This is a genomic window from Pseudonocardia alni, from assembly GCF_002813375.1.
In the GTDB taxonomy this organism is placed as follows: Bacteria; Actinomycetota; Actinomycetes; order Mycobacteriales; family Pseudonocardiaceae; genus Pseudonocardia; species Pseudonocardia alni.
In genome coordinates this window covers 4,301,131-4,314,975 of record NZ_PHUJ01000003.1, presented here as the reverse complement: position 1 = coordinate 4,314,975, position 13,845 = coordinate 4,301,131, and the positions used below count along the sequence as shown (strand labels likewise).

Here is a 13,845-nt window from a genome sequence, read left to right as displayed (position 1 = left end):
CTCCGATACCCCGGCCGGCCGGCGCGGAGGACGCGCGGAGGTCGCCGGGAGCGTCGCGGGTGGTGGTGGGCACGACGGCGTGGGAAGGCCCGTTCACCGTAGCCCGACCTGCAGCGCGTCGCCCATGACCCGCACCGCGAACGCGGGCAGGCTCACAGCGTCGCCGTCGGCACCGTCGAGGCAGCGGCCGTCACGCAGGGCGAAGACCTGCTTGTACAGCGGCGAGGCGACGGTCGGTTCGCCGCCGCGGTCGCCGACGATGCCGCGCGAGACGACCGCGGCCCCGGTGAACGGGTCGATGTTGCCCAGGGCGTACACCGAGCCGTCGGCGAGACGGAACAACGCGACCTGGGTGTCGCCGACGAGTGCGGCGGCCCCCCGGCCGGGCTGCAGCCGGTCCACCGGGCAGACGGTGAGCCAGCCGGTGGGCTCGGTCCCGGCCGGGGCGGGCGCGGCGGTCGTGGTGGTGGTCGCGTCGAGCCGGGTGGTCATCGGGAGGACACCTCCGGGAGGCCGATCAGGACGGGCTCGTCGGGACGGCCGGGGGCCGGGACGTTCTGTCCCCGCTCCTCGACGAACCGGACGGTGGGGTCGGGGGTGTCGGGCGCGTTGACGAAGGAGACGAACCGCTCCAGCTTCTGCGGGTCGGCCAGGACGCCGGCCCACTCGTCGGCGTAGGAGTCGACGTGACGGGCCATCGCGGCGTCGAGCTCGCCGCAGATGCCGAGCGAGTCGTCGACGATCACGGCGCGCAGGTGGTCCAGCCCGCCCTCCATCGCCTCGATCCACGGCGCGGTGCGCTGCAGCCGCTCGGCGGTGCGGACGTAGAACATCAAAAACCGGTCGATCGTCCGGACCAGCGTCGCGGTGTCCACGTCGGACACGAGCAGCTCGGCGTGGCGCGGGGTGAAGCCGCCGTTGCCGCCGACGTAGAGGTTCCAGCCATGCTCGGTGGCGATCACGCCGAAGTCCTTGGACCGGGCCTCGGCGCACTCGCGCGCGCAGCCGGAGACGCCGGACTTGAGCTTGTGCGGACTGCGCAGCCCGCGGTAGCGCAGCTCCAGCTCGACGGCGAGGCCGACCGAGTCCTGCACGCCGTAGCGGCACCAGGTCGTGCCGACGCAGGACTTCACGGTGCGCAGCGACTTGCCGTAGGCGTGCCCGGACTCGAACCCGGCGTCGACCAGGCGGCGCCAGATCGCCGGCAGGTCCTCGACGCGGGCGCCGAACATGTCGATCCGCTGTCCACCGGTGATCTTGGTGTAGAGCCCGTAGTCGCGGGCGACCTCGCCGATGACGATCAGGCCCTCGGGGGTCACCTCGCCGCCGGCGATCCGCGGCACCACCGAGTAGGTGCCGTTGCGCTGCATGTTCGCGAGGAAGTGGTCGTTGGTGTCCTGCAGGGTCGCGCGCTCGCCGTCGAGGACGTGCTCGTTGTAGAGCGTCGCGAGGATCGACCCGACGACCGGCTTGCAGATGTCGCAGCCCGACCCGCGGCCGTACCGGGAGATCAGCGCGGAGAACGAGGTGATGCGCGCCCCGGCGACGATCTCGAAGAGCTCGGCGCGGGAGTGGTCGAAGTGATCGCACAGGGCCTTCGAGACCTCGACGCCCTGCTGGGCCAGGATCCGGGCGAGCGCCGGGACGCACGAGCCGCAGGTGGTACCGGCGCGGGTGCACGCCTTCAGCTCCGGCACGGTGTGCGCACCGTCGGCGATCGCCGCGCACAGCGTGCCCTTGGTGACGGCGTTGCACGAGCAGATCTGGGCCGAGTCCGGCAGCGCGGACGCGTCGGGCTCGGCGCCGCCCTTGGAGATGAGGGTGACCGGGTCGTCGGGCAGCCGGGACCCGACCAGCGGGCGCAGCGCGCCGTAGCGCGACGCGTCGCCGACCAGGACACCGCCGAGCAGGGTGGACGCGTCGTCGGACACGACCAGCTTGGAGTAGGTCCCCTCGACCGGGTCGTTGACGACGATCTCCAGCGCGCCCTCGGTGACCGCGTGCGCGTCGCCGAAGCTGGCGACGTCGACGCCGAGCAGCTTGAGCTGGGTGGACATGTCCAGCTCCTCGGGCGTCATCCGGGCCTCACCGCCGAGCAGCCGGTCCGCGACGACCTCGGCCATCGCGTAGCCGGGTGCGACCAGGCCGTAGGTGCGGCCCTCCAGCGCGGCGCACTCGCCGATCGCCCAGACGGCGTCGTCACGGGTGCGGCAGCGGTCGTCGACCCAGACGCCGCCGCGCTCGCCGACCGGCAGGCCGCAGTCGCGGGCGAGCTGGTCGGAGGCCCGGATGCCGGCGGAGAACACGACCAGGTCGGCGTCGAGCTCGACGCCGTCGGACAGCGTCCCGACCAGCCTGCCGCGGTCGGTGGACACCGCGGCCAGCGACACCCCGGTCCGCACGGCGATGCCCTGCGCGGTGACCAGTCTCTCGAGCAGCGCACCGCCGCCCGCGTCGACCTGCACCGGCATCAGCCGCGGTGCGATCTCGACGACCTGCGGGGACAGCCCGAGCAGCCGCATCGCGCGCGCCGCCTCCAGGCCCAGCAGCCCGCCGCCGACGACGATCGCCGACGGCCGTCCCCTGCGGCCCGGGTCGTCGGCGGCGGCCGCGGCGGCGGCCTTGATCGCGTCCAGGTCGTCGAGGGTGCGGTAGACGAAGCAGCCGGGCAGGTCCTTGCCGGGGACCGGCGGGACGAACGGGTACGAGCCGGTGGCGAGCACCAGCGCGTCGTAGGTCAGGGTGCGGCCGGACGCGGTGGCGACCCGGCGGGCGTCGCGGTCGACCGTCGCGACGGCGTCACCGAGGTGGTAGGTCACCAGCGGGTCGCCGCGCAGCTCGTCGTCGTCGAGGCGCAGCTCCTCCTCGGAGCGTCCGTCCACGTAGGAGGACAGGGCGACCCGGTCGTAGGCGCGGCGGGTCTCCTCGCCGAGGACGGTGATCTCCCAGTCCCCGGCGGTGTCCCGGTCCCGCATCGCGGCGACGAGGCGGTGGCCCACCATGCCGTTCCCGACGACGACCAGACGGCTCATGCTCTGCTCCTTCATGCCGCGCTCTCCTGCGGCGGGTCGATGTCGGCCAGCCAGTCCCGGATCCCGCAGACGACGTCGCGGCAGCTCCCGCAGCCGGTGGCGGCCCGGGTGCGCCGCGACAGCGCGTCGACGTCGTGGGCGCCCGCGCGCCACGCGGTGACCAGCGCGTTCTTGGTGACGCTGTTGCAGCGGCAGACCACGGCACTTCCCGGCATCCGGACCGGGTCGGTGGCGGGCGACGTCTCGCCGGGCAGGGCGCGGCCGAGCAGCAGCGCGAGCCGGTCGGAGGGAGCGGGGGCGCCGGAGTCGTACAGCTCGGTGATCATGGCTGCGGCGTCGGGGAGTCCCATGAGGACGGCCCCGACGACGCGGTCGTCGCGCAGCGCGAGCACGCCGTAGCGGCCGCGGCGGGGGTCGGAGACGCGCAGCTCCTCGTCGCCCGCGGTGGGGTCGCCGAGGGCGGCGAGGTCGATGCCGCGGGCCTTGAGCCGGGTGACCGGGCGGGTGCCGCGGTAGCGCGCGGCCGGGTCGGTGCCGGTCAGCAGGTCGGCGAGGACGGCGGCCTGCTCCCAGCCGGACTGCACGAGCCCGCCCGGGGCGCCGGCGTGCTGCGCGCAGTCGCCGAGGGCGTGCACCCGGCCGTCGTCGGTGGCGAGGCGGTCGTCGACGAGGACCGCGCGGTCGACCGCGAGCCCGGCGTCGGCGGCCAGACCGGTGTTCGCGCGCACCCCGGCGGCGACGACGACGTGGTCCGCGGCGATCCGGGAACCGTCGTCGCAGTCCAGGCCGGTCTCGGGGTCCCAGGCCTTGGCGCCGACACCGCAGCGGACGTCGACCCCGAGCCCGCGCAGCGCGGTCGCGAGCACCTCGCCGGCGCCCGCGTCGAGCTGGCGCTCCATCAGGTGGGTGCGCGGGTGCACGAGGGTGACGGCGACACCGCGTCCGGCGAGCCCGCGGGCGGCCTCGACCCCCAGCAGACCGCCCCCGACCACGGCGATCCGCGCGCCCGGCACGGCCGCGTCGAGGATGCGCCCGCAGTCGTCGAGGTCGCGGAACAGGCTCACGCCGGGGGCCGGGACCTCCGGGGCGCCGGGGTCGGCGAGACCGTCGACCGGCGGCAGCCAGGCGCGGCAGCCGGTGGCGAGGACCAGCTCGTCGTAGGGGTGGACGGTGCCGTCGTCGGCGTGGACGACGCGCGCGGTCCGGTCGAGCGCGGTCGCCGCGACGCCGGTGTGCAGGTCGACGCCGTCGACGACGGGCAGCGTGACCATGGCGGGCCGCAGCCCGCCGGCGAGCACGGCGGACAGCAGCACCCGGTTGTACGCGGGGCGGGACTCCGCGCCGAGGACGGTGAGCGTCACCCGCTCGCCGTCCGGGTCGCGCCGGCGGACCTCCTCCACGAAACGGGCACCGACCATGCCGTGCCCGATCACCACCACGCGCCTGCTCATGACACCGACGGTAGGAACGGGGGGTTACGGGCAGAACGCCGGCCGTTGCACGGGCGTTACGAGGTCCTCATTCTCGGCGGGCGGCGTCCGTGAGCCGGGACCTCGCAGCGGTTCCTCCCACCTCGCAGCCTCTGCAGGATGTGCGAGGTGGGGCGGGACCGTGCGAGGTGCGCCTGTCGCAGCGGGGGCGGCGCCCACCGCCCGCGCGGTGATCCGCAGAGCGCGCGGTGATCCGCAGAGCGCGCGGTGATCCGCTGCTCGCGCGTGTCCCGACGCGCGCGAGCCGCGGATCAGCGCGCGGACCGACCCGCGCCGGTGGGGCTCAGCTCGGCGGCGGTGCCGGTCCCGGATCCGTCGGACGGGTTCCGGCCCGGCGAGGCGGGTTCCAGCCGCACCGCGGCCACCTTGAACTCCGGCATCCGGCTCACCGGGTCCAGGGCCGGGTTGGTGACGTTGTTCGCCGCCCCCGCCCCACCGAAGTGGAAGGGCAGGAACACCGTGTCCGGGCGCAGCGAGGCGACGCAGCGGACGCGCGCCGTCGTCCTCCCGCGCCGGGACACGACGTCGGCCAGGTCGCCGTCGGCGAGACCGTGCCGGGCGGCGGTGTCCGGGTGCACCTCGACGAACACCTCGGGCGCGACGTCCGCCAGCTCGGCGACCCGCCGGGTCTGCGCGCCGGACTGGTAGTGCACCAGCACCCGCCCGGTCGTCACGGTCAGCGGGAAGCCGCCGCCCGTGCCCTCGTCCGGCTCGACGTGGTCGACCGGCAGCATCCGGGCACGTCCGTCGGGGTGGCCGAAGCGCTCGGTGAACAGCCGCGGGGTCCCGGGGTGGTCGTCGGCGGGGACGGGCCAGTGCAGGGCCTCGCCCGCGTCGAGCCGGTCGTAGGACACGCCCGCGTAGTCGGCGATCCCACCGGCCGAGGCGCGCCGCAGCTCGTCGAACACGGTCCGCGGGTCGGCGGGGAACTCCCCCGGCGCGTCGAGGGCCGCGGCCAGTCCGGCGATCACCTCGAGGTCGGTGCGCACCCCGGGCGGCGGGGCGAGCGCGCGACGGCGGCGCAGGACCCGTCCCTCCAGGTTCGTCATGGTCCCCTCCTCCTCCGCCCACTGGGCGACGGGGAGCAGGACGTCGGCGCGCAGCGCGGTCTCGCCGGGCAGCACGTCGGCGACGACGAGCAGATCCAGTGCGTCGAGCCGCTCGGCGACGGCGCGGGCGTCGGGCGCGGAGACGAGCACGTTCGAACCGAACACCAGCAGCGCACGCGGACCACCGGGGCGGCCGAGGGCGTCGAGGAGCTCGACCGCGCTGCGGCCGGGCCCGGGGATCGAGGGCTCCGGCACCCCCCACACCCGTGCGACGTGCGCGCGGGCGGCCGGGTCGGCGATGTGCCGGTAGCCGGGGAGCTGGTCGGACTTCTGTCCGTGCTCGCGCCCGCCCTGGCCGTTGCCCTGCCCGGTGATCGTCCCGAACCCGGAGCCGGGGCGGCCGGGCAGGCCGAGCGCCAGCGACAGGTTGATCCACGCCGTCACGGTGTCGACGCCGTGCGCGTGCTGCTCGGCACCGCGCGCGGTGAGCACGTAGCGCCGCGTGGACTCCGCGAGCCAGCGCACGACGGTGCGCATGTCGGCGGCGGCGACGCCGCAGACCCGCTCCGCGCGCTCGGGCCACCACTGCGAGGCGATCGCCCAGATGTCGTCGAAACCGGTCGTCCGGCCGTCCACGTAGGACAGGTCGAGGTGCCCGTCGACGACGGCGGCGTGCAGCATCCCCAGCGCCAGTACCAGGTCGGTGCCCGGGCGCGGCGCCAGGTGCAGCCCGCCGGAGGCGAGCGCACGCTCCGCGGTCGGGGTGCGCCGCGGGTCGACGACGACCAGGCGCGCGCCGGTCAGGTGCGACATCAGGGGCGGCATGGTCTCGGCGACGTTCGCGCCGGCGAGGACGACCAGCTCGGCGTCGTCGAGGTCGGTGACGGGGAACGGCAGCCCGCGGTCGACGCCGAACGCCCGGTTGCCCGCGGCGGCCGCCGAGGACATGCAGAACCGTCCGTTGTAGTCGATCTGACTGGTGCCCAGCGCGACCCGGGCGAACTTCCCGAGCAGGTAGGCCTTCTCGTTGGTCAGCCCGCCCGCACCGAACACCGCGACCGAGTCGGGTCCGTGCTCGGCACGCAGGGCGGCGAGCCGAGCGGCGACGCCGGTGAGCGCGTCGTCCCAGCCGGTCTCGACGAAACCGGCCGTCCGCGAGGTCCTGACCAGCGGCGACGTCAGGCGTTGCGGATGGGTGAGCAGAGCGCCGGAGGTCCAGCCCTTCTGACACATGCCCCCGGCGTTGGTCGGGAAGTCACGGGCGTCGACCTCGCCGGACGGGCCGACCCACTGCCCGCACTGCAGGGCGCAGTACGGGCAGTGGGTGGCGGTCCGGTCGTCCGGACCCACGGCTCAGACCCGGGCCATCGCGGCGGCCTCGGTGCTCCCGGCCGGTGCCGGGCGCGGCCGCACGTACACGGCCCAGGTGACACCGATGCAAAGGACGTAGAAGGCCAGGAAGCCCCAGAACGCGGGCGTGCCGGACTGCACCGTCATGAACGACTGACGGAAGGCGAGGTTGATGAACAGCCCGCCCAGCGCGCCGACCGCACCGGCGATGCCGATGACGGCGCCGGACAGCCGTCGCGCGGTGTCGAACGAGGTCCCGCGGTCCGCGCCCCCGGCGATCGCGACGCGCGCCCGCCCGGTGAAGATCGCCGGGATCATCTTGTAGGTCGACCCGTTGCCGACGCCGGACAGCGTGAACAGGGCGATGAAGCCGATCGTGAACAGCGTCAGCGACTCGATCCCCGACGCGAAGATGATCACCAGCGTGGCGACGGCCATGCCGACGAAGTTCCACAGGGTGACCATCGCGCCGCCGAACCGGTCGGCGAGCTTGCCGCCGTAGGGGCGGATCAGCGACCCGATGAGCGGGCCGATGAAGGTGACCGCCGCGGCCTGCAGCGGCGTCCGGTCGAACTGGTTCTGCAGGACCAGGCCGAAGGCGAACGAGTAGCCGATGAACGATCCGAACGTCCCGATGTAGAGGAACGACATGATCCACGTCTGGCGGTCGCGGCAGGCCTCGGTGAAGGCGCCGGTGTCGTTGGACATCGCGGCGATGTTGTCCATCCGCTTCCACGCCAGGAACGCCGAGATCGCGATGAACGGTAGGTAGACCGCCAGCAGCACCCGCGGGGAGCCCGCGCCGAGGGTGGCGATGACGAGCAGGCCGAGCAGCTGTGCGACCGGCACGCCGAGGTTGCCGCCGCCGGCGTTGAGCCCCAGCGCCCAGCCCTTCTCCTTCTCCGGGAAGAACGCGTTGATGTTCGCCATCGACGACGCGAAGTTGCCGCCGCCGACCCCGGCGACCGCGGCGACGACCAGCAGCGTCGTGTACGACACGCCCGGCTCCAGCACGACCATCGCCAGGATCGTGGGCACGATCAGCAACGACGCCGCGAAGATCGTCCAGTTGCGGCCGCCGAAGCGGGCGACGGCGAAGGTGTAGGGCAGCCGCAGGATCGACCCGACCAGCGTGGGTACGGCGACCAGGAAGAACTTCTGCGCCGCGGTGAACCCGTACTCGGGCCCCATGAACAGCACCAGGACCGACCAGATGGTCCAGATCGAGAAGCCGATGTGCTCGGAGAAGATCGACTGCCACAGGTTGCGACGGGCGATCGCCGAGCCTGTGCGCTGCCAGAACCCCTCGTCCTCGGGGTCCCAGTGGTCGATCCAGCGGCCGCCGATGCGGCGCCCCGGGGCAGAGGTGGTGGTCACGGATCGGTCTCCTGATCGCCGGCGGTCACGTCGACGACGACGCTAGGGAGCCCCAGTTTCCGACGGGTGGCCCCGTGTGACACCCCCGCAACGCTTATCTCACACGGGTGTCGCGACGGCTGTGAGCCGCCTCAGCGCATCGGGACGCCGAGCGGGGCGTCGCAGAACGCGCCGCCCACCCGGTGGTGCACCGGGTCGGCCGGGTCCGGCTCCGCGCCGTCGAGGAGCTCCTCGGCGAAGACCTCGGCGTCATCGCGCGGGTGGAAGCCGATCGCGGCGCCCTCCGCCGGCGACCACCAGCGACGGGTGTTGGCCGACACGCCCCACACGACGTGGTGGCCGCGGGTGCCGGGGGCGACGGCCGCCTCGACCAGGCGGGCGGCGTCGTCCGGGGACAGCCAGGTCGCGAGCATCCGGGCGTTCGACGGCCGCGCGAAGCAGCTGCCGATCCGCGCGGAGACCACGGTCAGGCCGAACCGCTCGTGGTAGAGCCTGCCCAGCCCCTCCATCGCATGCTTGGACCAGCCGTAGTAGGTGTCCGGGGCGGGCCCGACGGTCGCCGGCAGCGGGACGCCGTCGTCGCGGGTGCGGAAGCCCGCGGCGTGGTTGCTGGAGGCGAGCACGACGGTCCGCACCCCGGCGGCGACCGCCGCGTCGAGCACGGTGCGGGTCCCCTCGACGTTGACGGCGAGGATGTCGTCCCAGCCCGCCTCACCGCTGATCCCGGCGAGGTGGACGACGGCGTCGGCACCGGCCGTCGCGGCGGCGACCGCGTCCGGGTCGGTCACCGAGCCGGTGCGGACCTGCTCGCCGGGACGGGCCTGCAGCTCCGCGGTGTCGAGCAGGCGCAGGATCCGGCCGTCGCGGGCCAGCCGGGGACGTAACAACGTCCCCATGTTCCCCGCGGCGCCGGTGAGCAGCAGCGTGCTGGGAGCGGCCACGTCAGAGCCGGCGGCTGACCAGGCTCGCGACCCGCTCGATCCCGGTGAGCGACTCGGTCGTCGCGTCCGGGTGCTGGGCGTGCAGGGCCAGCCGGTAGAGCACCGCCCGCAGCAGCGACTGCGGCCACTCGGGCAGCTCCGACCAGCGCTCGATCAGCTCCTCGTCGGCACCGCCCCAGGCGACCGCGTCGACGACGACGACCGCCGCCGCCCACTCCGCGGGCCGCCAGAACGGCACGAGGTCGAGCACCGCGGGCCGCCCCGTCGGGTCGAACAGCATGGCGCCGAACAGCTCGCCGTGCACGACCTGCGGGGTGAGCCGGATCGTGCGGCGGTGCGCGGCGAGCTCGGCGAACAGCCGGCCGCCGGTCTCGGGGTGCAGGTCCAGGCGGCGCTCGCCGAACGCAGCGGCCGCGGACCGGGACAGCAGGTCGTCGCGGTCGTCGAGCAGGCGCGGGCGCAGCACGGTCGCGGTGGCGGCGTGCAGCCGCAGCGACGCGGCGACGACCTCGTCGTGCCGCGGCTCGGGGACGCCGGGCACGTGCCGGGACGCGGCCCAGCCGCCCACGACCCACCGGCCGTCCGAGCTGCGGACGGGGCGGGCGAGGCGGACGCCGTCGACCTCGAGGTTCTCCAGGACCGTCGCCGACCAGGCGGCGACGACGTGGTCGGACACCGGCCGCAGCAGCACGTCGCCGCACTGCCAGGCCCGCTGGCCCGCCCACACGACGGGACGGGGGGACGTCTCGCGCACGCCGAAGGCGGTGCGGACGTGCTCGGGCAGGACGCTCGCGGCCGGCGCGGTGGCGAGCGTGCGGGCAGCGGTCACAGCGGGGACGGTACCCGCGTCATCGGCCCGCGATCGTCGCGCCACGCCCGAACCGCGCGACGCGCCACGACCGATCGGGTGAACGGTGGACCGATCGGGGCCGGTGGAGCAGCTACCGGGCCGCGCGCGGGTGCGCTCCCCACGGCCCCCGGGTGGACGGCTCCGTACGAGCCGGCCGCGGGCGGCCCCGTCAGTACCAGGAGCTGCCGCCGCCCTGGTCCGAGTCCGACCCCGACGACCGCGAGCCGGAGTCCGAGGACGAGGAGCGGGAGTCGTCCGAGCTGCTGCTCCGCGACGACCCCGAGTCCGACGACCCCGAGTCCGACGACCCCGAGTCGGAGGAGGACGAGGAGCCCGAGCCGGACGACCGGGACGACGACGAGCCCGGGTCCGACGACCGGGCGGACGAACCGGAGTCCGAGGACCGGGACGACCGCGACCCCGAGGATCCGGAGTCGGAGTCCGATCCGGAGGAGCGGGAGCCGGAGGACCGCGAGTCCGATCCCGAGCCGTCGGAGGAGCCGGACGAGCCGCCGGGCCGGGCCCCGGAGGACCCGCTGCGCTCGGCCATCTGCTCCGCCGCCTGCCGGTCGGCCTCCGCCAGCACCGGCGCCGCCGCCTCCCGCCCCATGGCGGACTCGACGTAGGACCCGGCCACGGCGCTGACGATGCCGCCGGAACCGCGGCTCCCGCCGGACCCCTGCGCTCCCGAGCCGGAGCGCTCCGTGCCGGAGCTCTCCGCCGGGGCGGTCGACGCGGGCGGGCTCGCAGGGGACGCGGCCGCGCGCGGCGCGGGCTCCTCCCGCGGCGCGGGGTCCTTCCGTGGCGCGGGGGCGGACCGGGCGGGGGTCCCGTCGGACGGACCGGAGGAGCCGGAGGACCCGGAGGACCCGGTGTCCGAGCCGCCGGAACCCGAGCCGGACTTCTTCCCGGTCAGCCCGCCCGCGACGTCGTCGACACCCCGGCCCAGCGATTCGGCGGTGTCCCCGACGCCCTGCGCGGCCTCGCCGACGCCGTTTCCGACCTTCTTGACCGGCCCCTCGGACGACGCCGGTACGACCTCGGGCCGATCGGCCTTCTTCGCGGCGCCCGAACCCGCACCCGGACCCGCACCGGAGCCCGCGCCGTCCCCGGGGCCCGGCTCGCCACCGGTCAGGCCGGCGACGCCGTCGGCGGCACCGGACACGGCACCACCCAGCTTCTCCCCCGGGCCTGCGTCACGGCCGGGCGTGCTGCCCGGGCCGCGGGCCGAGGCGCCCTCCGGCCCCTCGGCCCGCGGCCGGGTCTCGTCCAGCGGGCCCCGCGGGTCCGGCGGGCCACTGGTGCCGACGTCGTCGCGCTCGCGGTCCCCGGCGGTCTCCCGGCCCCCGGCCAGTACCTCGGGGTTGCGGCGCACCCCGGACGGCTCCGGGGTGGCGGGGTCCTCGCCGCGGGCGAGGGCCAGCACGTCGTCGGAGACCTTCTCGGTCTCGTCGCCGTCGCCGGGCAGCGGGGCGGTGCGGGCCCGGTCGATGCCGTCGTCGATGGCGGCCAGCCGCTCCGCGCAGGCGTCGCGGTTGCGGGCGCGCAGGTCGCGCTGCTCCTCCAGCGACGCGGCCGCGGCCATCTGGTCGGGAGTCCGGCGGGTGGCCGGCGGCAGGTCGGCGACGATCCGGTCCATCTCGGCGAGCTGCTGCTCGGCGGCGGCCAGCGCGTCCACGGCGTCCTGCCGGGACGTGTAGACCTGCAGCTGCGACTGCAGGGCGGCGCGCTGCTGGAGCAGGGTGTCGCGCTGCTGCTGCAGCTTCGCGACAGCGGCCGGGGTGCGGTCCGACTCGTGCGCGGACGCCTGCCAGGTCCGTTCGCTCGCGTTGAGTGTCCCGAGCTCGTCGTCGAGCGCCGCCAGCGCGATCCGGGCCTGCCCGGCCCACTGGTCGGCGGTGCGGTCCTGCGGCGCCGGGGCCCCGGTCACCGCCGGCGAGGTCGTCAGCGCGTACCCGCCGAGGAGCACGGCCGTCGCCCCGATCAGGGCCAGCGTGCGCCGGTGCCGCAGCGGGCTGCGCGGGGCACGCAGCGGTCCGGGTCGGTCCGGGCCCGCCGACGCGGCCTGCCGCGCCACGACGGGACGACGGGTCGCCGTCCCCCGCCGGGCGGGCTCCACGCGCTCGTCGGCCTCGACGGCCTCGGGCTCACGCAGCCACGGCAGCGTGTCGGCGAGCCGCTGGTCCCCCGCCGCCTGTGCCGCGGCCCGGCGGACCTGGCGGGCCGCCAGCCGGTGGGCGGCGGAGCAGTAGCGCCGCTGTGGACGGTCGCCGGACACGTCCCCCGTGGGCTCCAACGGTGCGTCGCACCCCTGCAGGGCGCATGTGCGCAGCGAGTCCTCCACCGAGCGTCCTCCCGACCTAGTGATCGCGTGCATCCCCATGTCGCGGCGATCGGTCGACATGTTTCGCCCAACGGGCGAAATGCAGGGCTGAACGGACGATGTTCACTCGGACGGTCGCGTGCGATCGATAAGCGGTCACGCTGTGCCACACCAGGAACGGCGACGGCCGCCGTCCCGGGTGTACCGGTGACGGCGGCCGTCGGTGTAGGGCGGAGCGGGTCGGCCCCGGTCAGTAGGTGGGCTGCGACGGGTCGATCTGCTTGACCCAGGACAGCACCCCGCCGCCGACGTGGACGGCGTCGCGGAACCCGGCCTTGTGCAGCGCGGCGAGGGCCTCGGCGGACCGGCCGCCGGACTTGCAGTGCAGCACGACCGGCTTGTCCTGGGCGATCTCCGACAGCGCGGCACCGGACAGGATCCGGTCCTTCGGGATCAGGACCGAGCCCGGGATCTTCACGATCTCGTACTCGTGCGGCTCGCGGACGTCGATGAGCTGGAACTCCTTGCCCGCGTCGATCATCTGCTTGAGCTCGCCGACGGTGATCGTGCTGCCGGCGGCCGCGTCCTGTGCCTCCTGCGTCACGGTGCCGCAGAACGCCTCGTAGTCGATCAGCTCGGTGATCTTCGGCGTCTCCGGGTCCTTGCGGATCTTCACCTGGCGCCAGGTGGTCTCCAGCGCGTCGTAGATCACCAGGCGGCCGAGCAGCGGCTCACCGATCCCGGTGAGCAGCTTGATCGCCTCGTTGACCATGATCGAGCCGATCGACGCGCAGAGCACGCCCAGCACGCCGCCCTCGGCGCAGGACGGGACCATCCCGGGCGGCGGCGGCTCGGGGTAGAGGTCGCGGTAGTTGAGGCCCTGCCCGTTCGGGGCGTCCTCCCAGAAGACCGACGCCTGACCCTCGAACCGGAAGATCGAGCCCCAGACGTAGGGCTTGCCGAGCAGCACCGCCGCGTCGTTCACCAGGTAGCGGGTGGCGAAGTTGTCGGTGCCGTCCAGGATCAGGTCGTAGTCCCGGAAGACGTCCAGCACGTTCTCGCTGGTGAGGCGCTCGTCGTGCAGGCGGACGTCGACGAAGGGGTTGACCTCACGGATCGAGTCGCGGGCCGACTCGGCCTTCGGGCGGCCCACGTCGGACTGCCCGTGGATGACCTGACGCTGCAGGTTCGACTCGTCGACGACGTCGAACTCGACGATGCCGAGGGTGCCGACGCCCGCGGCGGCCAGGTACAGCAGGGCGGGCGAGCCGAGGCCGCCCGCGCCGACGACCAGCACCTTCGCGTTCTTCAGGCGCTTCTGCCCGTCCATCCCGACGTCGGGGATGATGAGGTGGCGGCTGTACCGCTCCACCTCGTCCTTGGTGAGCTCGGCTGCCGGCTCCACCAGTGGCGGTAGCGCCATCTCGTCCACT

Annotated in this window: 9 protein-coding genes; all 9 read right to left on the bottom strand. The window is 74.8% G+C overall.

The genetic code is table 11. The features are described from left to right. Nucleotides 1-93: 93 nt before the first annotated feature. Nucleotides 94-492, bottom strand: coding sequence for a nitrite reductase small subunit NirD (gene nirD / locus ATL51_RS21385; RefSeq protein ID WP_100879730.1), 399 nt, complete (start codon nucleotides 490-492; stop codon nucleotides 94-96). Continuing rightward, nucleotides 489-3,032: a nitrite reductase large subunit NirB gene (gene nirB / locus ATL51_RS21380; RefSeq protein WP_100880853.1), complete on the bottom strand. Its 2,544-nt coding sequence runs from the start codon at nucleotides 3,030-3,032 to the stop codon at nucleotides 489-491. The genes nirD and nirB overlap by 4 nt, the downstream gene beginning before the upstream one ends. Nucleotides 3,033-3,043: 11 nt before the next feature. Next, the gene (locus ATL51_RS21375; RefSeq protein WP_100879729.1) at nucleotides 3,044-4,483 is read right to left on the bottom strand and encodes an FAD-dependent oxidoreductase; all 1,440 of its coding nucleotides are present in this window, start codon (nucleotides 4,481-4,483) and stop codon (nucleotides 3,044-3,046) included. Between the two features lie 290 nt (nucleotides 4,484-4,773). Then, nucleotides 4,774-6,921, bottom strand: a complete 2,148-nt coding sequence (locus tag ATL51_RS21370; protein WP_100879728.1) for a molybdopterin oxidoreductase family protein — start codon at nucleotides 6,919-6,921, stop codon at nucleotides 4,774-4,776. A gap of 3 nt (nucleotides 6,922-6,924) precedes the next feature. Beyond that, the gene (locus tag ATL51_RS21365) at nucleotides 6,925-8,298 is read right to left on the bottom strand and encodes a nitrate/nitrite transporter (RefSeq protein WP_100879727.1); all 1,374 of its coding nucleotides are present in this window, start codon (nucleotides 8,296-8,298) and stop codon (nucleotides 6,925-6,927) included. A 131-nt stretch (nucleotides 8,299-8,429) separates the two neighbouring features. Beyond that, the gene (locus tag ATL51_RS21360; protein ID WP_301549118.1) at nucleotides 8,430-9,239 is read right to left on the bottom strand and encodes an NAD-dependent epimerase/dehydratase family protein; all 810 of its coding nucleotides are present in this window, start codon (nucleotides 9,237-9,239) and stop codon (nucleotides 8,430-8,432) included. A 1-nt stretch (nucleotide 9,240) separates the two neighbouring features. Further along, nucleotides 9,241-10,068, bottom strand: coding sequence for a TIGR02569 family protein (locus tag ATL51_RS21355; protein WP_083474553.1), 828 nt, complete (start codon nucleotides 10,066-10,068; stop codon nucleotides 9,241-9,243). Nucleotides 10,069-10,258: 190 nt separating this feature from the next. Next, the gene (locus ATL51_RS21350; protein WP_100879726.1) at nucleotides 10,259-12,433 is read right to left on the bottom strand and encodes a hypothetical protein; all 2,175 of its coding nucleotides are present in this window, start codon (nucleotides 12,431-12,433) and stop codon (nucleotides 10,259-10,261) included. A gap of 229 nt (nucleotides 12,434-12,662) precedes the next feature. Next, entirely contained in the window at nucleotides 12,663-13,835 is a 1,173-nt protein-coding gene (gene moeZ, locus ATL51_RS21345) for an adenylyltransferase/sulfurtransferase MoeZ (protein WP_100880851.1), read from the bottom strand. Nucleotides 13,836-13,845: the final 10 nt, after the last annotated feature.